The sequence below is a fragment of the Methanobrevibacter smithii ATCC 35061 genome (genome assembly GCF_000016525.1).
In the GTDB taxonomy this organism is placed as follows: domain Archaea; phylum Methanobacteriota; class Methanobacteria; order Methanobacteriales; family Methanobacteriaceae; genus Methanocatella; species Methanocatella smithii.
In genome coordinates this window covers 1,794,525-1,816,590 of sequence record NC_009515.1, presented here as the reverse complement: position 1 = coordinate 1,816,590, position 22,066 = coordinate 1,794,525, and the positions used below count along the sequence as shown (strand labels likewise).

The following is a 22,066-nucleotide window of genomic DNA, read 5'->3' as shown; positions in this document are numbered from 1 at the left end:
ACTCCTAAAAAAAATCAAATCCATCTTGAAAAGCCATATCTATTGTAAATGGAATTCTATCAACTTCAACATCCTCTTTTAAATCTCTAATAATTAAATAATAATTTTTAGATTTATCATATTGTTTTTGTAACAATCTGAATTTTTCTTTAAATTCCCTATCTTCTGCTGAATCAGAGTTTTTATCAGCAAAGATTATTTGTTCACCAGATATTTTATTATTTTCCTCATCAATGAAGTAAACTGAAGCTTCCAATGGTAAAACATCTTGTGAAACATTTTCTTTTTGGAAAAATGTTAACATTACATCATAATTTGTAATAGTATTTTTAGTTGAAATTAATTGAAGTTCTACAGTCCTTTGGTTTTTAGCACCTTTTCCTGCTTTAACTTCCAGCAATGGAACAATACATTCTTCTAAACTAGCTCCACCATGAACAAAATTAAGTCCAGCACCCTGTGCTTTAAATACATCTGCACCTATCGGAACATTAACATACTTATCCATGTTTAGATATTCCATAGATAAGGAAACTGCACCATCTATTTTTAAAGGTTTTTCAGATAAAATAAAACGTTTATGTTTTTTTTCTGGGAATTTATCTAAATTAACTTTATCATGCTCTTTTAATTTGTCACGTTTATAAATAAATCCATGATCTGCTGTAATAAAGATTTTAGCAAAATTACCTTGATTTCTTAATCTTTTAATTAATACTTCTAAATCTTCAATTGTTTCTTGAGCCGCATTAAACACTTCATTTTCAGAAGGAGCATGGTCTCCTCTAGCATCAATTTTATTGTGGTAAATATAAATTAAGTTTAATCCTTTTGTTAATTCTTTAAATTCCTTAGATTTTAATTTATCCACATCTTCGTAAGATATGGCAATTACTTCATTAACATTTGAACTTAAAATATTATTCCTCTCATCAGTTGACCTGCAATTCATTCCATCAACTAATATTGTATCACCTTCATAAACAATTTCTTTATTAGGTAAAAGTGATGCCATACCTAATGCAGTATATGATGGAATAGTAGATAACATTGGTTTAATCTCAGGAGTTCTTGTTGGATCTTTTTCAAGCTCTGCGAATAATTCAACTGCACAGCCATATCTAAATGCATCTGAAATAATAACTGCAGTTTTATGTTTCCTAATTGAAGTTGGAATATGTTGTTTGAAGAACTTCCATTGTTTTGGAATGTCTAACTCAGAAATTGGTTTTTCAGCTAATTTTTTAGTAAATTTAGGATTAATTACACTTAAAAAACGGTTTACATATAAATTTTCAACTAATTGCCTTAAATCTTCAAGATACTCAGTATCATCTAATTTATCATAGAAATAATAGAATTTCCTATAATATGAATCTAAGTAAACCCATTTTTCAGAATATTCTTTAATAATTTCTTCAGGTTTTTCTGGAAGTTCACTTCGCATAAACTCATTAATTAAAGAAATAAATAAATTTGCATATTTTAAAACTTCATAATTATCCTCATATTTTAAATAAAAATGAGTTTTCTTTCTGTTTTCTAAAATCTCTTTAAATTCAGCACCTAAGTCCACTTTAGTTTCAAATAATAATTCAGTGTAATGATTAATTATATTTTCATCGAATCTTTCAAATGAATCGCAATTTATATAAGAATCAATGTTTGTTTTACTTAAGCTTGTAATATTAAGTTTTGATTCTAATTCTCTAGCTATCCTATCATAATATTCAGAATAATTTGCATTATTCATAAATTCACTAATAAATATGGAAGCATTGTTTTTATCAGAAACTAAATATTCATCCCATGATTTTGGAGTTGATCCTCGATATGAATTTGCAGTATAATTTAAAATTAAGAATCTAACAAGTCTTTTCACAGATGGATTGTCTTCTGAGTATTTAAATTTCCTTGAAATTAACTCCCAGAAATCTTCTAAGATATTATATTTTTCAAAGTTTTTTATAATTTCATTTTCTTCATTAAAATTATTGATAATCACTTCACGAACAATATAATCAAAATTTAAAGTTTTCTGATTAGATAAAACTGCTAAAATAGCTTGTTTAATATTTAATTCAGTAAAAGAAACATTCAAATCTTTAAATGCATTAACTCTTGATTTAGCATTCCAAAATAAAGAATACTTCTTAAGCAAATGATAAAACTCAGGAGAAATCCCTAATTCTTGTCCAATCATTTCAATCTTATCAGCAGAAAATGGAACTGCATAATGGATTAAATCCGCTAAATAATTTTCATTATCATCAGGTTGGGAGAATGGAGCATAAACAAGATAATTAGAATTTTTATCTTCAAATTCTATTTGATATTTAGTTTTAATCAAATTATTGTCTTTCAAGATATGTAACTTAGCATTATTTAATTGAATATTATTAATATCTTCTATAAATTCCTGATTTTCATCATACCAAAAGACAATTTGGCGATGATATGCCTCATCAATAATTGAATTTATCCGGTTTTCAATTTCCTCAAGATTCATTTAAATCCCTTTTAAAATACTTTCAAATTCACTATCAGACAATACAGGTTTTAAATCATCCAATTTAACTTCCATATCTACATTAGCATATCTCATTCCACGGGTCCTGTTTAAATATTGGGGACTTTCAAGTTCATATACTCTTAAAATCCAAACTTGTGCCTTTGAATTACCTAAGTATGATTTTACATGGTCTCTTGTCCAGATATGATAATTATTTAAAGAACCAATTCTAGTTGAGGATTTTTCTACAACTTTTTCAACTTTTGCATAATATTTTACTTCAAATTTAGAATCCTTTTTATTTGGAAGTGCATTTTCTCTAACAAAATCTTTATAATCTTCTTGGAAACTATCTAAATAATTATCTTTAAGGGCATAACTTACTGTTGGAAATAAAAGAAAGTCATCAACATTTGTACCATATTTTCTAATTAAAATTGATTGTTTTCCTTGACCTAATGCTTCAATTGTTGCATTCCATTCATTTAAACATTTAGTTATTGATTCTGACATTTAAATAACCTCATAGTTTTAAATTAATAATATCTGCATTTTCTAATTTATTTTTAAGTTCTGTTTTTACTTTTTGTAAGAATTCATCAATTTGATCTTCAGATTCGATTTTAACCTTAGGTGATAATGTTATTGTTTTAATGTCCACATCCACTTCCACAGGAATTGGTTGTGGAGATACTGGTTTATTTATTGCACCTTCTGGAGGATAAATAGGAGTTATAGAATTAATAAATAAATCAATTTCATGGATGCAATTGTTTTTAAGATTTTCTGATTCCATTGTGATTCCATCAATAATAGCAATATTTTTTTCTGAATCCAATTTATTTTTAAGTGAATCAAATTCAGATATAAATTTATTTTCAAATTTAGCTTTCAACTCATCAGTATTTAGTCTTAATTTGATACTTTCATAATCTTCCTTTATTCCATTTAAAATAATTGTTTTTTTATCTTCTAATATTTCATCAAAATGTGTAGTGAATTTATTGTTTAATTCAGGTAGTTTTCTAATATTTGAATAAGGGTTTGGCATTGAAATAATTCTGTAAATTTCAGATGCAACATCTGATAAATCAGAATCATTGATTAAGTTAATATTTTCTTCATAAACTTTATATACTTCACAGGATTCATCGAAAATAGCTTTTTGACTTCCATTAAAGAATGCTAAAACAGGATCTAAATCATCAGCCAAATCCAAAAATTCTTCATCATTATCAGACACATAGTTATAGAATTGCAATGTGTTTTTCTTATTGTTAGCATCATTAAATAATTCTTTTGATTCTTCCAATATTGATTTGCCAGGATATTTATTTGATATTCTAAATTCTAAAAGACATTTATCAATTTCTTCAATTTTAGATGTATTAACACGTTTAAATTCATCCATGATTCTTTCATCATTATCATGAGTTAAATTCAAACTGTAAACCTCTTTTAAAACTTCTTTAACTTTCCTAATTTTACTACTATCAATAACTTCTTTTTCAGATACTAATAGTTTTTCTAAGTATTCATTTTTTGTTAAATAATCTAAAATTTTGGAGGCATCAGTATTTCTTAAAGAAATTTCATCACTATTAATTGTTAAGACAATTCTTTTTTGTGCAAATAATGAAGCAAGTAACCATTGCACATCCAAATTGACAAAACCATAAGGAGCTTTTGAATATCTGTTTATTAGACTTTTTAGTGTAAGAGTATTATGTAGTTTTGACTGATCTGAAATATAACTGTCCATATCATTTACTGCATTCATAGCTTTTGTTTCACTAGCTATCAGTGTCTGCTGATATTCATTTGTTAATTCTTTTTTAATATCACTTTTATCAGGTGCAAAGTCCATATAACTTAATTTATTATAAACTTTATCAACTAACTTGCCCATTGATTCATCAAGTCTTGATTCAACATTTTTTTCAGCAATATCTACTTTATCTCCTTTAATATAAATTATTGCATCTTTAATAGAAGATTCAAGGAATAATTTGATTCTTTCTATTTTATCATTATATTCCTCTTGTTTTCTGCTTCTGAGTTCAACCTTCATTTCAGCACTTTTTTTAGTTAAATATTTTTGAATTTGCAGTGCTTCTTTTATTTCATCAAATACTGTTAAATCAGAAAGTAAATGTACAACAACTTCATTGTTAGATTCTGATAATCCTTTTAAAATATTATGCATATTACTTTCTTCAAAAGTAGCTTGAGAGCAATCACTTAAATCTGATGTATAAAACGGAGTAATTATTCTCATTCCAATATCAAATTCTCTATTATTAATCTTTTTATTATCAATTGATTGATTAAATTGGAAATTATATCTATTGCTATAACGATATTTGTTTTTAGGGTAAATTTCTTGGAAAATCCTATTTGCAGCATTATCTAAAACTTCACCATTATCAACTATCTGATTTTTAATTTCACGATTAATGTCTTGTTCTTCATTTGTTAAAAATGAATAAACCTCCCCATTTTTTTGGATTAAAGTTTGTTCAAGTAATCTGGATAATGATTTATCTACTTTATTTTGTAACTCCAGTCTGTCTTCATTAATGTTAGAAATTAACAATGTGGTTAAATTTTTAGATGTAGATTTAATTTCTTTTACATATTTAATCATGAAAAGTACTTTTAAAACTTCAACATCAAAAGGATACAATTCCTTATTGTCCCGTGCTTTATTAATTACCTGACTGTTAGTATGATCAATAAATTGTTCAATAGCATTATAAAATATATTGAATGGAACTAATTGGCCCTCAGAACCATTTTTAATTTCAATTGCAGATTCTTGGAAGAGTGCAAGCATTGAACGCTCACCATCAGCCATATGCTTTCCTGATGAGGAATGTTCCCTTATTGATGTTAAAACATCCTGAACACGATTGAATTGATAAGGAACAAATGGATAGATATTTGCAAAGTCTCTTGCATTTTCATATGTTTTCATTTCTGCAGATTTTTCAAAAGTTAAAATATTTTTTAAAATAGGCTCAAAGCTTGGATATTCTGCTTCTAAAGTTTGTTGGGCAACATCAGTTTTTGCTAGAATCCGTCTCCTAATTACTTCATCTACATTTGAAGAGGATAGGGATAAACGTGTTTTAAATCTTCCCTGAATTTTAGAAAAATCCATTCCTTTTATGTCTCTGGTGATGTCATCAATGTTTTGTTGGCTTGTAACAACAACCCAAGCCTTTCCATGACATTTAATTCCTAATTCTTCAACTATAGTTTGTAAGTTTAGCATTAATTTAGTATCATCTGCTATATATTGTCCAACTTCATCTACTAAAAATATTACATGATGATTATTTCCTTTATTGATACAGTATTCATTTACTTCATTTGCAAAATCTTCAATTGAATACTTAAAGTTTTCTTCTGCTTTTGAAGCCCAATTGTTAGCTTCGTTTTCACTCATGAATCCAATATTTACAACACTTTGTATAATATCATCACTTATAAAGTAGAATTCATCTCTTGATTCTTCCCAATCCATTCCATTGATATTTTCAAATTCTGTTTTAAACTCTTCAAATTTATTTTTTGCATCTAATTTTTTTTCAAAATCTGCTAAAAAGGGCATTCCTCCGCAATAGCCCTGCATTTCATTAAAAACTTTTACAAATACATTTAAAATATCATCTTTATTTGAACTTGATTGTGATGATGATTTAGAATCTATATTAAATAAAACTACATCAGAACTAACATTTGTTGCAGCTTCCATATCTCCAATAACCATTGAATCTTTGATTTTTCCATCTTCCTTGAAAAAATCAATTGGTCTTCTTCCATGAACTTTAAGATTACTATCTAGAATATATGATAAAATTTTTAAAAAGTGAGATTTACCGCTTCCAAAGAACCCTGAAATCCAAACACCAATATCATCAGTGGGACTTTGTATTCCCTTATTATAACTTGAAAAAAACTTAGTAAAATGTTTCAATAGTTCATTTGTAACAACATATTCATCCAGTTCCTGATAAATATTTTCATCATCATTTTGACCGACTTTAATTACTCCTTTGATATCCCTGTCGATATCCTTTTCAAACATGTTTTTTATTTGCATATGTTCACCTAATCAATGGAAATGCTCGATAATAGTTACTTCCTTCAATAGTATTAAATAAAACTAATTCTCTACCAGAATATTGTCCTGGGAAAAATAAAACAACTGGAACCTCGTCTAACTTTTGATGTAAGTTATTTAAAACATTATGTGATCTTAATATTGGATAAGCCTTTCCAACACCAGTTAAAAATACAACACAGTTATCTGGAGTTCTCTCTAAAATATAGTTTACAATAACATTATTGTTATCTGAATTTAATTTTAAAAGACTGATAATTGCTTTAGTTGTAAATTCTATCCCTTTTTTTTCTTCAAAATTAAAAACTTTTTCTAAATAACCTCTTTCATTTAAAATATCAATGATAATTTCATATAAATCAAATTCTTTAATAGTAAATGCATAACTTGAATTATTGATTTTATTTTTAATCCTTGAAACTTCTTCACGAACTTTAAGTTCATATTTCGGATCATAATCAAAAATATAATAACCTACTTCATTACTTAAACCTTTATTCTCAAGAAATGAAGGCTCTTTAATTTTTGGTTCAATTTTACTAAGCTTCTCATCAATATTCATCAGATTCCTCCAGATATAGCATTTAAAAATGGTGTTAAATTATTTTGAGTTAATAATTCTTTTAATTTAAAATCTACAAATGGTAAAATAATTTTATAATTCCCTTCTTCTTTTTCTAAAAGGTCTGCTTCAATTAAAAAATTTTTATAATTAGTTTTAACCTTTCGAAGAGTTGTATCTTTCCAATTTTCAATTACTTCACTTTGGTTAGATTTATTCATGAAAAAAATATCTAAATCTGAATCTTTTATAGTGTAATTTCCTAAAATAATATGCTCTCTGAAGACTTCATGCATAAACTCAAAAAATAATTTATCATTTCTTAAAATTGAAATTAAAACTAATAATTTACCTGAATTTTGATCACAAGTTGATAAATATATTAATAAATCATTAGAAAATCCATTTAATCGACGATAACATACATTAGTCAATTCACGTGCTCTACGTTCACTATCTACCTGATAAATATTTTCAGTTAAAGATAACTCCATTAACTCTTTTTTTGAAATATCTTCAGCTAGATATTCAGCAGTGTTTTTTGTTTCAAGATACCAAAATGAATGACTCATAATTCCAGCACTATACTTCATAATATAATCACTGTTATTAGTATGTGTTGAATTAATAATAAAAGTTTTGAAGTATTGCCCGGAAAATGTAAAATTAAAGTTTCTTTAGAAGGTTAATTTTTTTAGATTTTTTACCTTCTTTTGAAACCTGGACATTTTGGAACTTAGCATAATTAACTTTAACACCATCATCTAGGTCAATTTCTATATTTCGATTAGCTATGTGAGATAGTGCTTCATCATACTCCTGTGTTTCTTTTAATTGTTTTTGAAGTTTAGCTTTATCTTTTGTTGCTTTTACAACTTCTTGTTTTGATGATGAGTGATTAATTATATTATCACAGTTAGCTATTGCCTGCTCAATAGCTTTTTGAGTTTTATGCAAGTAATCTGTTCTGATTCTTGCAACTAAACTTGGTTCATATCTGTGCATATAAACTAGACAATTGAATCCGTTTTCTTTGCCGCTTGAAAATTGCCAGTAAATTGGACATTTTTTGTATGTTTTTTTGTGGTCATTGAAAAAGTTTTTAAGGAGATAATCTCTTATTTTTTCTCTTGAAGGTTTTTTATTTTTAGCTAGTGCATTAGCTATAAAATCAAGGTTTTCTTCTAAGGTTTCTTCTCCAAAGCATGTTTTTACAAATTCTACAAAACGATTAACAATATCATCTTCAAAGTATTCAGAATCTAAGACTGGAATAATATTATCATCATCTGGAATGAATTTAGAGTAATTATTAATATTAAATTCACCTCCAGCAAATTGTAAACCTTCATTGTCTAAAGAGTAACGACCAAACATACAACCAACAGCATATGAAATAAATGATTTTACAAATTCTTCTAAATGTATTTTAGTTAATGTAATTTCATTTTTAATAGACACTACACTATCTTGAATATCAGTAATATTATAAATTTTATTAATTAAATTATTCAATATAAACTCATTTTTCTTTAATTTATTATATTGATTATTTTTAAAATCCATATATTTAAAAAAAGTATTTTCAAATGAATCTTGACTAAATTTTATTGCATAATGGTTTTTAAAGTCCCATGATAATTCAAATTCATCCCATTCCTCTTTTGAAATATAAATACAGGATTTTACTAATTTTTCAATATTTTCTTTTTCATGGTTATTCATATTGATTGGAACTTTATTTAAATCACCAACTTGAAAAGTCATTGTTGAATTTAAAGCAGATATTATTCTTAATGTAAAATTAGACAATAATATTCCAAAAATATAAAAAATATTTGAATCATCATTCATTAAAACAGACGGTCCAGCATCACCAATTATAAAACCAACATCATGATATCTCACTCCAAAATAACTACTAGAAATTCTTGACCATGTTAATCCTTTTTTAAAATAATAATTAATATTACTAAAAGCACCCTTTCCAGATTTTTTAATTTCTTCACCTCCATTATAGAAATTAACAACAAAGTTATTGTTTCCATACCATTTTTTATAATCCCCACCTTTATTGTAAGGGAACCATTTTTTTTTAGATTTTATAGAATCATCAACAGAAGAACACCCAAAACCTATTTTATTAAAAGATACTTCATACCAATATCGTAAGAATTTATTGTCATTATATGTTGCTAAACCTCTTGAAGGTTTACCATACTTACTTAATGGAGGATATAATTTAAATGAATTTAAGATATTGTGATTTTCCCAAAAAATAAATTCAAAAGAAGGTGCTAAATTGAAAATACTTTGTGATAATATAAATTTATTTTCATCATTATGAAACTCTTCTTCTTTTTTGCTTTCTGAATTAAACTCAGTTAATCTGTGAAATGTTGATTTGTAATTTTCAATTAAATTATTTTTATTAACAAAAGTTGTTGCTTGTACAACTTCACCACCAATTTCTTCAAATGCATGAGCTCCTAAATGAGCCATATTAATTATGGTGTGATTATTAATTAATTCAACCCTTAATTTTTCAAATGTTGATAAAAACATGAATGATTGTTGAGTAATCATTGCAACAAAACCTTTTTCATTACAGAAATCATGACATTTTTCAATAAATACTGCAAACAAATCTGATTTTGAATTTGGATAATTTTTCTTTAAATAATCTTTTAAATTTGGATTCATACCACTATTTCCCATGTATGGAGGATTTGTGGCAACAATATCATAATTTTTAACAAGAAATTTTGATTGTTGGATAATATTTTTCATTAATTGAATTTCATTTTGGTATTTATATTGATTTAAATTATTTTTATCTGATTCATAAGTACCTATATCATTAAATAATTCATCAAAATTAATATTTTTAATATCTAAAATACTACCATATTCTTTTGCATTTTTAAATATATTATATAAATAATTCCAATCTTTTTCATTGGTTTTGTCTTGTTAATTCAAAATATTATTTGACTGTTTTGAATTTCCCGATAAACATAGCAACAATTTAATATCACCAAATAGATATATATAGTTTTAATTAAACTTGGTGAAATTATGGATAAAACTGCAATTAAAACATTTGCCATTAATTCTCGTAAGAAGTTAATGGAAGATGTAGAATATAAAATGAGTTTAGTTGGAATTGATAAAGATAACATTTATGAACCAATAAGCTCAGCCAATGGAATAGAAACATATCAACTTGGTGGATCAACTAATAGTATATATGATAATGATATTTCAAAAAGAGAAAGATTAGTAAAAGAAGTTAAGCAAAAAGGTTTTGAAAATGTTGTTGAAGAGGTAGCTTATACATGGTTTAATCGTATAATTGCTATAAGATTTATGGAAATTAATAATTTCCTACCAACTAAAACAAGAGTTTTATCCTCTGAAACTGCAGGTAAAATAGAACCTGATATAATAACTGAAGCATTTGATGTTGATTTGGATTACACTCAAGAAGATAAAGAGTTAATTTTTAAACTTAAAGATGAAAATAAATTAGATGAATTATTCAGATTCTTATTTATAAAACAATGTAATAAATTAAATGAAATACTTCCAGGTTTATTTGAAAAAACCGATGACTATTTAGAACTATTATTAAACATTTCATTTACCAATGAAGATGGGGTTGTAAGACAATTAATTGATACAATTCCTGAAAAAGACTTTGAAAGTCAAGTTGAAGTAATAGGATGGTTATATCAATTTTATAACACAGAATTAAAAGATGAAACTTTTGCAAATCTTAAAAAACGAATAAAGATTTCTAAAGAGAGAATTCCTGCTGCAACACAATTATTTACACCTGATTGGATTGTAAAATATATGGTTGAAAATTCTGTAGGAAGATTGTGGTTAGAAGGCCATCCTAATAATGAATTAAAATCAAAATGGAAATATTATGTTGATGAAGCGAAACAAGAGCCAGAAGTTGAACAACAATTAATTACAATTAGAAAAGAATCTGAAATATTAAAACCAGAAGATATTACTGTTATTGATCCTTGTATGGGTTCAGGCCATATTTTAGTTTATGTTTTTGAAGTTCTTATGGACATATATGTTTCAGAAGGATTCACAGAAAAAGATGCTTGTGAATCAATCTTAAAAAACAATATTTATGGTTTAGATATTGATAAAAGAGCATATCAACTAGCTTATTTTGCAGTTTTAATGAAAGCTAGAAAATATAATCGTAGAATATTAACAAAAGGTATTTCACCATTATTATGCTCAATTGAAGAGACAAATTCAATTTCTAAAGAGTTTATTGAAGAATTGATTTCACAAGACAGAACAATTGAAGATGCTTTCAATTATCTAATATCTTCTTTTAAAAATGGAAAAGAATTTGGAAGCATATTAACTATAAAACCTATTGATTTTGAAAAAATAAATAATTTAATTTCTAAATTTGAATCAAATAATAATTTAACTAAACTTAAGTATTTAGATGAAATTAATCTTTTGAAAAATATTATTAATCAATCCATATTATTATCTAAAAAATATGATGTTGTAGTAACAAATCCTCCTTATATGGGAAATAATGGTATGAATCCAAATTTAAAAGATTATATTAAATCTAAATTTCCTTTAACTAAAACAGATTTATTTGCTGTATTTTTAGAAAAAGGTTTAGAAATGATAAAAGATTATGGATTTAATTGTATGGTTACAATGCAATCATGGATGTTTTTGTCAAGTTTTGAGAAGTTCAGAAAGAAATTAATTGAAACAACAACCATTTCAAATTTATTGCACATGGATAATATGGTAATGAAAATTGCATTTGGAACATCAGCAACAGTATTTAGAAAAATAAACTTGATGAACTACAACAGTACTTTTTATCATGTGAAATTATCTGATGTTGAAAATGATATTGTGAATCCATTGTTTTTTAATGATAAAAACAAGTACATAATAAAACAATTTAATTTTGATAAAATCCCTGGAAGTCCAATAGCATATTGGATTGATGATAATTTAATAGCTTGTTTTAATAATACAAACTTAAGTTCATTAGGAGATATTAAAGTTGGATTACAAACTGGTGAAAATACAAGATTCCTAAGATATTGGTGGGAAGTTGATTTTAATAATATTGGGTTTTCTTCAATAAACTGCGAAGATTCAAAAAACACTAATAAAAAATGGTTTCCTTATAATAAAGGTGGATCATTTAGAAAATGGTGGGGAAATCAAGAATTTATTATCAATTGGGAAAATGATGGTGAGGAATTAAGAAACTTTAAAAAATCTGTTTTAAGAAATTCCCAATTTTATTTTCATCAATCATTAAGTTGGTCTAAGATTTCAAGCGGAAAAATTGCATTTAGATATTATCCAAATGGATTTCTTTTTGATGTAGCAGGATGTTCTGTATTTGTTGATGATTATTTGAATTATATTTTTGGTTTTTTAAATTCAAATGTTTGTGGAAATATTTTAGACTTAATTTCACCAACATTAAACTATGAAATAGGCCATATTGCTTCATTACCCATTATTATTGATGAAAATAAAGTTGAAGAGATAAATAATATTGTTTTGGAAAATATTAAGATTTGTAAAGATGATTGGGATGATTATGAAACTTCATGGAACTTTAAGAAACATCCATTATTAAAATTTAATGAAAATAATCTTAAGAACTCATTTAAATCTTGGGAATCTTATAAAAAAGAACAATTTAATCAACTTAAATCAAATGAAACAAAATTAAATAATATTTTTAGTGAAATATATGATATTGATTCAAATTATAATGTTGAGGATAAACATGTTTCAATAAATAGTTCAAATTATGAAATGGATATAAAATCATTTGTTTCATATGCAATTGGATGTATGTTTGGTAGATATAGTTTAGATGATGATTGTTTAATATCTACAAATTCAAATTTTAATATTGAGAATTATTCTAGGTTTATTCCTGATGATGACAATATTATTCCAATATTGGATACTGAATATTTTGAAGACGACATGGTTGGTCGTTTTGTTGAATTTGTAAAAATTTGCTTTGGAGAAGAAACTCTTGAAGAAAACTTGGAGTTTATAGCTAATGCATTAATTAAGAATAATAAAACAAGTAGAGAAAAAATAAGAGAATATTTACTTAAACATTTTTTCAATGACCATAAGAAATTATATAAAAAATGCCCAATCTACTGGCAATTTTCTAGTGGAAGTAATAATGCATTTAACTGTTTAATCTATTCTCATAGAATTGATTCACAAATAATTGCTAGAATTAGAACAGAATATTTACATAAAACCCAAAAAGCAATTGAACAGAGATTATTAGATTGTGAAAATTTGCTAAATACTTCTGATTCAAGTTCTGAAAAAGCAATTATCACAAAAGAAAAAAATAAATTAATTAAACAACTTGAAGAAACAATTGGATATGATGAAGCATTAAACCATGTTTCAAATTTAAATTTATCTTTTAATTTAGATGATGGAATAAAAGAAAATTATTCAATGCTTCAAGATATTATTATTTCAAGAGAAGGAATGAAAAATAAAAAAATTAATCTTCTAAAAAAGATTTAATTTTATATCTTTTTAAGCAAATTTAATTTTTTAGATTTTTTACCTTCTTTTTTAATTTCTATATTCTGGAATAATTCATAATTAAATTTAACCCCGTTATCCAAATCTATTTCAATGTTCTGATTTGCAATATGTGCTAAAAGTTCATCATATTCTTGAGTTTCTTTTAATTGCTTTTGAAGTTTAACTTTTTCCTTAGTTATATTAGCAACCTCTTGTTTTGAAGTGGAATTATTAATGATAGTGTTAGTGTTAGCTATTCTTTGTTCAATAGCTTTTTGAGTTTTATGCAGGTAATCAGTTCTTATTTTTGCAACTAAACTTGGCTCGTATCTGTGCATGTAAATTAGACAATTGAAACCGTTTTCTTTACCACTTGAGAACTGCCAATAAATAGGATGTTTTTTATAGATTTTTTTATGACTATTAAAGAAATTCTTTAAAAAATAGTCTCTTAATACTTCTCTTGAAGGTTTAGATGAGTTTGATAATACTTTTGCAATGAAATCTAAGTTTTCTTCTAGTTTTTCTTTACCAAAGCATTTTTCAATAAACTTTGTGAAATATCCGACAATATCATCATCAAAGTATGCTGTGTCTAATACGGGAATAATGTTATCATCATCTGGAATGAAATTATGATACTTATTTAAATCAAATTCACCTCCTGCGAAACATAAGCCTCCTTGATTTAAATTATAACGACCAAACATGCATCCAACTGAATAAGATATTATGGATTCAATATCTTTTTTTAAATCATTTTTATTAAGGGATATATATTTATCTTCAATTTCATGATCACCATCAACATTGTATATATCATAAAATAGTTTATTTAATTTTTCTTCATTTGTTTTTAAATAATTAAATTGGTTCGTTTTGTATTTTTGCCAGAAATTATACTTTTCAGATAATGAATCTCCTTTGAAAAAAACAAATGGATGTGATTTAAAGTTCCAACTTGTTTCATTTTCATCCCAATCTTCTTTTTCAATATTTATATTGGTTATAACTAAGTTTTCTATTTCATTTTGTTTAGATTCATCAAATATTATTGGAAGTGAAGCGACATGACCGACTTCGTAATTTAATGTTGGAGATATTAAATCTAAAATATCTCCACAAATATTAGAATTTAAAAACCCAAATATATAATTTATATTTTTTTTATCTAAGAATACAGAACATCCTGCTACATCAAAAATAAATCCATTTGGGTAATATCTAAATGCAACTTTTCCACTAGAAATTTTAGACCAACTTAATGACTTATGGAAATAAAATTGAGTATTCTGGGCTCTTGATCTAACTCTACCATTAGGACCTATGATATTTCTTATTTCATATCCATCGTTTTCCCAGTTAACAACAAATTCTTGATTACCCCACCATTTACGATAATCCCCACCTTTGTTGTAGGGAAACCATTTTTTATTAGTGTTTTTTGAATCTTCGCAGTTTATTGAAGAAAACCCAATATTATTAAAATCAACTTCCCACCAATATCTTAGGAATCTGTTATTATCTGCAGTAGCTAAACCTTGTTTAACATTCGCTAGTGATTCCAATTTTGTATTATAAAGTTACAATTTTTTAAGCAAATTAATTTTTTTAGATTTCTTTCCTTCTTTTGAAACTTCTATGTTTTGGAATTTTGCATAGTTTACTTTAACACCATCATCTAAGTTAATTTTGATGTTTTGATTTGCTATGTGTGCAAGAGCTTCATCATATTCTTGTGTTTCTTTTAATTGCTTTTGAAGTTTAGATTTTTCTTTAGTTGCTTTTGTAACCTCAGTATTAGATGATGAGTGATTTATAATATTATCACAGTTAGCTATTGCTTGTTCAATAGCTTTTTGTGTTTTATGTAAGTAGTCTGTTCTGATTCTTGCAACTAAGCTTGGTTCATATCGGTGCATGTAAACAAGACAATTGAAACCATTTTCTTTCCCACTTGAGAACTGCCAGTATATTGGGCATTTTTTGTATGTTTTTTTGTGGTCATTGAAGAAATTTTTAAGCATATACTCTCTGATTTTTTCTCTTGAAGGTTTTTTATTTTTAGCTAGTGCATTAGCTATAAAATCAAGGTTTTCTTCCAAGGTTTCTTCTCCAAAGCATATTTTTACAAATTCCACGAAACGATTAACAATATCATCTTCAAAATATTCAGAATCTAAAACTGGGATAATATTATCCTCATCTGGAATGAATTTATGATAATTATCAATATTAAATTCTCCTCCTGCAAATTGTAAACCTTCATTATCTAAAGAATAACGTCCAAACATACAACCAACAGCATAAGAAATAAAAGATTTAATATCTTCAGTTAAATTAGGTTTAAAAAGTGTAATATCTTCATTAGGAACATTTTTTTTAATATGGTTTTTTAAATCGTATTCTTGAATAAAGAATACATTTATTTGTTCTTCATTTTTTTTCAATTCATTGAATTTTAACTTAAAATCAGAAGCGTACATCTCATAACATTCTTTTAACAAATCAGAATTAAAATTCATAAAAGGATGTTTTATAAAATCAAATGAAAATTCATAATTATCCCAATTTTCTTTAGATATTGTTATATTATCTGAGACTAACTTATTTATTTCAGAATTTTCTTTAATAAGAATAGGCATTCTATTTAATATCCCCACTTCAAAATTTAATGTTTCTGAGAAAATACTGCTAAAATAAGTTGCTATCTTTGAATTAAGAAACCCCATAATTGTTAATAAACTAAATTCATTATTAAATAATCCATAACCTGCACCAGTTATTATATTTCCAATTGGTGAAAGTCTTAATGAAAGTTTTTTACTAGTTAATGCAGACCAAGTTAACCCTTTTTTAAAATAATATTGCATGTTTTGAGGTCTAGATTTAAGTTTACCATTAGGATTAAATAAATTTCTAATTTCATAACCATCATCATACCAAAAAACAACATCTTCGATATTCCCATACCATTTTCTATATTGTCCTCCATTGGATGCAGGAAACCATTTTAACATAGATTTTTTAGCCATTTCTCTATTTGGTATGTCAAAACCAATATTATTATAATCAACTTCAAACCACTTTCGGACATATTTTTCAGTAATACCAGTTTTTAAACCACATTTTGGAGCTACTATTTTCCCTAATTTCTTAGAATTCTTAAATATATCTATAATCGAATCATTTACCCAATATGAAATTGGATTTCCAGGAATTGAATTAAAGTTTTCTTTTTTCATTATAAACTTGTTTTTATCATTAAGAATTTCATCACCATTAATAATCTGAAGAACTTTTTCTTTTTGAACATCCATTCCACCAGTAAACTCAGATAATTTCAAATATGTTCCTGCATAATTTTCATCAAAATTAGATAATACAAAAGTACATATTGGTACAGTAGCTTCTGAAAATGCTGAGTATTCTAATTGAATTAATGATGAAATTGATTTATTGTTAATGATAAATTTCCTTAGATTCTCATAGTTTTTAATAAACATCCATACAAAGGGGGTCATTAATGCATTATATCCGTATTCATTACAAAAATCAAAGTTTCTATAAATAGAGATAATTATAAAAATGATTTTTTACAAAAACATAATTGTATATAAAATGTTACAACTTGAAAATTAATTCTTTTTCTTCTTGAGTGTAATCTAAATCAATATCTAATGCATCTGTTAAAATATCTGGTTCTATTTTACCTGCTGTTTCACTGGATAAAACTCTTGTTTTAGTTGGTAGATAATTATTCACTTCCATATAACGAATAGCTATTATACGATTAAACCATGTGTATGCAACTTCTTCAACAAAATTATTGAAACCTTTAGATTCAATATCTTCAATAATCTCTTTTCGTTTATTTATGTCATCATCATAAATACTAAAATTTGTGCCACCTATTTGGAATGTTTGCATCCCATCAGCTTCAATAGGGTCTTGAATTTCATCTTCAGTTATTCCAAGTAGACTTAATCTATAAATTGTATCTTCAATAAGTTTATTTCTTGAATTTACCGCAAAATTCTTTAAAATAGTTTTATCCATAGTTTCACCAGTTTTCAAGTTGAAAGATGAAAATAAATTAGATGAATTATTCCGATTTTTATTTATTAAGCAAAGTAATAAATTAAATGAAATTCTCCCAGGTTTATTTAAAACAACAGATGATTCTTTAGAGTTACTGTTAAATATTTCATTTACAAGTGAAGAAGGTGTTGTAAGACAATTAATTGACACAATTCCAGAAGAGGACTTCACAAAACAGGTTGAAATTATTGGTTGGTTATATCAGTATTATATTTCAGAGAAAAAAAATCAAGTAATTAACATTAACAAAAGCAATATTAAAAAAGAGGATATTCCTGCTGCTACTCAGTTATTTACAACTGATTGGGTTGTTAAATATATGGTTGATAACTCTTTAGGTAGATATTGGATAGAAAGAAATCCAAACAGTTCATTAAAAGAACATTTAGAATATTATCTTGGAGAAGCACAACAAGATGAAGAAACTCAAAGCAAACTTGATGAAATAAGATCTGAGAATATTTCTGTTGAAGAATTAACATTCTTTGATCCATGTATGGGATCTGGACACATTCTAGTTTATGCATTCGATCTATTTTTTGAAATTTATAAAGAGTTAGGTTATTTAGAACGAGATATTCCTGAATTAATTTTAAAAAATAATATTTTTGGTTTGGATATTGATGATAGAGCATATCAACTAGCTTATTTTGCAGTGTTAATGAAAGCTAGAAAATATGATAGAAAAATACTTCAAAAAGGTATTGTTCCTAATGTTTATGCTATTCAGGAATCTGGAAATATCACTGATTCAATAATTGAGTTTATACAAAAACATGATGAAAAAATTGTTAATGATGTAATTTATTTAAAAGAAATATTTGAGTCTGGAAAAGAATTTGGTTCTTTAATTCAAGTGAAAAATATTGATTTTAACAACTTAAGAACATCATTAAATGAAATAATTGATAATTCTAAATCAACACTCACTGATATCAATATTACAAATATAATTAGTAATGATTTAATGGCTTTAATTAATCAAGCAGAATTATTATCTAAAAAATATTCAGCTGTAGTGACTAATCCTCCTTACATGAATAAATTTGAGAAAAATTTAAAAGATTTTGCTAAAAAATACTACAAAGATTATTCAAAAGATTTATTTTCCATGTTTATTTATAGAAACACTAAATTCACAAAATCAAATGCATATTTAGGATTTATTACTCCTTTTAATTGGATGTTCATAAAAACTTATGAAAAATTAAGAGAATACATTTTGAAAAATCTTGAAATTTCTTCATTAATTCAACTAGAATATAATGCATTTACAGAAGTTGCAATGGTCCCAGTAGCAACATATATCTTTTGTAATGAAAATAAAACTAATGGTTTATACAATGGAATATATATAAAATTATCTAATTTTAAAGGAAACATGGATACACAAAGAAATAAAGTTTTAAAAGCCATATCTAATCCTGTTGATTACAAATATATCTCAAATAGTAAAAAATATTCTAACATTCCAACTTCCCCTATAGCTTATTGGGCTAGTTTAAATGTTACAAATTCATTTAAAAATAAAAAATTAATTGAATATGCATATCCAAAAGCAGGAATTTCCACTGGAAATAATGATAAATTTTTAAGAAAATGGTTTGAAGTGGAATTCAATAATATAAATTTTAATTGTAATTCTATGGAAGAAACCAAAAATGTTAAAGAAAAATGGTTTCCTTACAATAAAGGAGGGAAGTTTAGAAAATGGTTTGGAAATAATGAATTAATAATTAATTGGAAAAATAATGGATATAAAATACGTAATTTTAAACATTCAACAATAAGAAATCCAAAATTTCATTTTAAAAAATCATTAACATGGTCTACATTAAGTAGTAGTGATATCTCTTTTAGATATAATGAACAAGGATTTTTATTTGATTCAAAAGGAGCAAACTGCATTATAAAAAATGAAATTTACTTTAATTATTTATTTGCATTATTAAATTCAAAAGTAACAATGGAAGTATTATCCTTTTTATCCCCAACGTTAGATTTTGGAATAGGATCAATTAGTAATATACCCATCATACTTGATAATTCAAATTTAAATAAAATCAACAAAATTGTATCCGAAAATATAATCATTCAAAAAAATAACTGGGATAATCATGAAATAAGTTGGAATTATACAATCCATCCTCTTTTAATATTTGGTGAAAGAAAAATTGAAAAATCAATTGTAAAATTTAATAAGTTACAAAAAGTTGATTTTAATAAATTGAAAAGCAATGAAGAATATTTAAATAAATACTTTATAAAACTATACAAGTTAACCAATGAATTAGATTATAATATATCCAAAGATTCAATTTCAATGAATCTGTTATCAAAGAATGATTTAATTACATCTTTTATATCTTTTGCAGTAGGATGCATGTTTGGACGTTACTCACTAGATAAAAAAGGACTACAATTCGCTGGAGGTAAATTTAACATCACTAACTACAATAAATTTATTCCAGATGATGACAACATAATTCCAGTTTTAGACACTGCGTATTTCGATGATGATATTGTAGGATATTTTACTAAATTTGTTGAAACCTGTTTTGGTAAAAAAACCCTAGAAGAAAACTTAGATTTCATTGCAGGAGCACTATCAAAATCAAAAAAACCATCAAGAGAAATCATAAGACAATACTTACTTAAAAACTTCTTTAACGACCACAAAAGGACATACAAAAAATGCCCAATATACTGGCAATTCTCAAGCGGCAAACATAACGGTTTCAACTGTTTAGTTTATATGCACAGATACGAACCATCATTAGTTGCAAGAATCAGAACAGACTACTTACATAAAACCCAAAAAGCAATAGAACAGAAAATAACCAATAATGACAATATCATTAACAATTCTACATCAAAACAAGAAGTAACCCGTGCAACTAAAGAAAAAGCTAAACTTCAAAAACAATTAAAAGAAACACAAGAATATGATGAAGTTCTAGCACACATTGCAAACCAAAATATTGAAATAGATTTAGATGATGGTGTTAAAGTAAACTATGCAAAATTCCAAAATATTGAAATTAAAAAAGAAGGTTCCAAAACCAAAAAGATAAACCTTCTTAAAAAGATTTAAATAATATTATATTCCTTTCCAGATAAAAAAACATTAATTATTATATTAAATTCTTGTTTTTTTATCTCTGGACCTTTATTTTCATAAATCATCACATTTTTCATAGCTGATTTATAGATTTCTTTTAGTTTTTTAGGATTTGTTTTAATATATGTTTCATGAACTTCGTTTTTACTGCGTCCCTGCAGACTGTCAATATATTCAGCAGAAAGGCCAATATTTGATGCATGAAACTTGCGTAGGGTATGGCTTCTAAAAAATCTATATTTTCCTTTAAATCCCCACTCCATTTTATCATTTATTTCTTGAAATCGGGTTAACAATAATGAGGATGTAAAATCAAATAATTTATCCTCCAATTTTAAATTCTCACGTGTCTTTAAATATTTGACAATAGCTAAACTAGCTTCTGGAGAGCAAAATGTATAATAATATTTATCTGTTTTAATTCTTTTCAAATAAAATGTTGGAACAACATTTGTTTTTTTATCAAGAGTTTCTAGAATAAATTTAATGGATCCTCCATGGTGATACTCCTGAGTACCTTGAATAAAATGTTCTACAGTCAAACTTAAAGTTTCAGCTTTTGCAGTTCCTGAGCTGGACATGAAAAGTATCACTGCTTTTAAGTCAATTGATGAAATAAGTAGTGATTCATGTATATGTTCTCGAGTTGGTAAGTCTAAATAATTGGTCTCATAAATTTTATCATATTTAGCTTGAGGTAAATGAGGTAGTTCAAACTCAAAGTGTAAGTAAAATGTCTTTACTTTTGAAAAATATGTTTTTGAAGTATTAGGAGATAAATTACTATTAAGTAAAAAAGTTCTAAATTCAATTAATCTCTTTTTTATTTTTCTATCTTTAAGAGGAATTCTTTCATTTTCTTCTAAACGTGCTTCATCAAATAAATCTTCAATAGATTTTCCTTGAAAATTTTCATATAACCTTAAAGCAGAATCATAACCTTTTTTGGTACTGGATTTAATATTACGATTTCTACAAAATTTTTGGAATATATCATTATAATTCATATATTCTATTTTAATTAATTATTAAAAAGAAAAT

12 protein-coding genes are annotated in these 22,066 nt (G+C 25.7%); 2 read left to right on the top strand and 10 right to left on the bottom strand.

The window, feature by feature from the left end; all coding sequences use genetic code 11:
- Positions 1-4 precede the first annotated feature (4 nt).
- The 6 genes from pglZ to pglX (MSM_RS08740) form a co-directional block, all read right to left on the bottom strand.
- Positions 5-2,509 carry a BREX-1 system phosphatase PglZ type A gene (gene pglZ / locus MSM_RS08765; protein ID WP_011954751.1) on the bottom strand — a complete coding sequence of 835 codons (2,505 nt, stop codon included), beginning with the start codon at positions 2,507-2,509 and terminating at the stop codon, positions 5-7.
- Entirely contained in the window at positions 2,510-3,025 is a 516-nt protein-coding gene (locus tag MSM_RS08760; RefSeq protein ID WP_011954750.1) for a DUF1802 family protein, read from the bottom strand.
- Between the two features lie 10 nt (positions 3,026-3,035).
- Positions 3,036-6,620 carry a BREX system P-loop protein BrxC gene (gene brxC / locus MSM_RS08755; protein ID WP_011954749.1) on the bottom strand — a complete coding sequence of 1,195 codons (3,585 nt, stop codon included), beginning with the start codon at positions 6,618-6,620 and terminating at the stop codon, positions 3,036-3,038.
- A 4-nt stretch (positions 6,621-6,624) separates the two neighbouring features.
- Positions 6,625-7,203: a DUF1788 domain-containing protein gene (locus MSM_RS08750; protein WP_011954748.1), complete on the bottom strand. Its 579-nt coding sequence runs from the start codon at positions 7,201-7,203 to the stop codon at positions 6,625-6,627.
- Positions 7,203-7,775 carry a DUF1819 family protein gene (locus MSM_RS08745; RefSeq protein WP_187146475.1) on the bottom strand — a complete coding sequence of 191 codons (573 nt, stop codon included), beginning with the start codon at positions 7,773-7,775 and terminating at the stop codon, positions 7,203-7,205. The genes MSM_RS08750 and MSM_RS08745 overlap by 1 nt, the downstream gene beginning before the upstream one ends.
- 94 nt (positions 7,776-7,869) lie before the next feature.
- The gene (gene pglX, locus MSM_RS08740) at positions 7,870-10,134 is read right to left on the bottom strand and encodes a BREX-1 system adenine-specific DNA-methyltransferase PglX (protein WP_148198571.1); all 2,265 of its coding nucleotides are present in this window, start codon (positions 10,132-10,134) and stop codon (positions 7,870-7,872) included.
- A gap of 147 nt (positions 10,135-10,281) precedes the next feature.
- Between pglX (MSM_RS08740) and pglX (MSM_RS08735) the strand changes: the two genes are divergently transcribed.
- Positions 10,282-13,800: a BREX-1 system adenine-specific DNA-methyltransferase PglX gene (gene pglX, locus MSM_RS08735; RefSeq protein ID WP_011954745.1), complete on the top strand. Its 3,519-nt coding sequence runs from the start codon at positions 10,282-10,284 to the stop codon at positions 13,798-13,800.
- 2 nt (positions 13,801-13,802) lie between these two features.
- Here pglX (MSM_RS08735) and pglX (MSM_RS08730) read toward each other — a convergent pair whose 3' ends face one another.
- From pglX (MSM_RS08730) to MSM_RS08720, 3 genes are all read right to left on the bottom strand, one after another.
- The gene (gene pglX / locus MSM_RS08730) at positions 13,803-15,371 is read right to left on the bottom strand and encodes a BREX-1 system adenine-specific DNA-methyltransferase PglX (protein WP_011954744.1); all 1,569 of its coding nucleotides are present in this window, start codon (positions 15,369-15,371) and stop codon (positions 13,803-13,805) included.
- Positions 15,372-15,386: 15 nt separating this feature from the next.
- Positions 15,387-17,327, bottom strand: a complete 1,941-nt coding sequence (gene pglX, locus MSM_RS08725; protein WP_011954743.1) for a BREX-1 system adenine-specific DNA-methyltransferase PglX — start codon at positions 17,325-17,327, stop codon at positions 15,387-15,389.
- A gap of 100 nt (positions 17,328-17,427) precedes the next feature.
- Positions 17,428-17,862, bottom strand: a complete 435-nt coding sequence (locus MSM_RS08720; protein WP_011954742.1) for a hypothetical protein — start codon at positions 17,860-17,862, stop codon at positions 17,428-17,430.
- A gap of 19 nt (positions 17,863-17,881) precedes the next feature.
- On the opposite strand from MSM_RS08720, the gene pglX (MSM_RS08715) reads away from it, so the two are divergent.
- Positions 17,882-20,998 carry a BREX-1 system adenine-specific DNA-methyltransferase PglX gene (gene pglX, locus MSM_RS08715; protein WP_011954741.1) on the top strand — a complete coding sequence of 1,039 codons (3,117 nt, stop codon included), beginning with the start codon at positions 17,882-17,884 and terminating at the stop codon, positions 20,996-20,998.
- Here the strand turns inward: pglX (MSM_RS08715) and MSM_RS08710 are convergent.
- Positions 20,995-22,032: a hypothetical protein gene (locus MSM_RS08710; RefSeq protein ID WP_011954740.1), complete on the bottom strand. Its 1,038-nt coding sequence runs from the start codon at positions 22,030-22,032 to the stop codon at positions 20,995-20,997. The two genes, pglX (MSM_RS08715) and MSM_RS08710, sit on opposite strands and share 4 nt — an antisense overlap.
- Between the last annotated feature and the right edge of the window lie 34 nt (positions 22,033-22,066).

Bases quoted from the DNA above. Each gene is read 5' to 3' on its own strand.
- pglZ (WP_011954751.1), bottom strand. From the start codon at position 2,509: ATGAATCTTGAGGAAATTGAAAACCGGATAAATTCAATTATTGATGAG.
- MSM_RS08760 (WP_011954750.1), bottom strand. From the start codon at position 3,025: ATGTCAGAATCAATAACTAAATGTTTAAATGAATGGAATGCAACAATT.
- brxC (WP_011954749.1), bottom strand. From the start codon at position 6,620: ATGCAAATAAAAAACATGTTTGAAAAGGATATCGACAGGGATATCAAA.
- MSM_RS08750 (WP_011954748.1), bottom strand. From the start codon at position 7,203: ATGAATATTGATGAGAAGCTTAGTAAAATTGAACCAAAAATTAAAGAG.
- MSM_RS08745 (WP_187146475.1), bottom strand. From the start codon at position 7,775: ATGAGTCATTCATTTTGGTATCTTGAAACAAAAAACACTGCTGAATAT.
- pglX (WP_011954745.1), top strand. From the start codon at position 10,282: ATGGATAAAACTGCAATTAAAACATTTGCCATTAATTCTCGTAAGAAG.
- pglX (WP_011954743.1), bottom strand. From the start codon at position 17,327: ATGACCCCCTTTGTATGGATGTTTATTAAAAACTATGAGAATCTAAGG.
- MSM_RS08720 (WP_011954742.1), bottom strand. From the start codon at position 17,862: ATGGATAAAACTATTTTAAAGAATTTTGCGGTAAATTCAAGAAATAAA.
- MSM_RS08710 (WP_011954740.1), bottom strand. From the start codon at position 22,032: ATGAATTATAATGATATATTCCAAAAATTTTGTAGAAATCGTAATATT.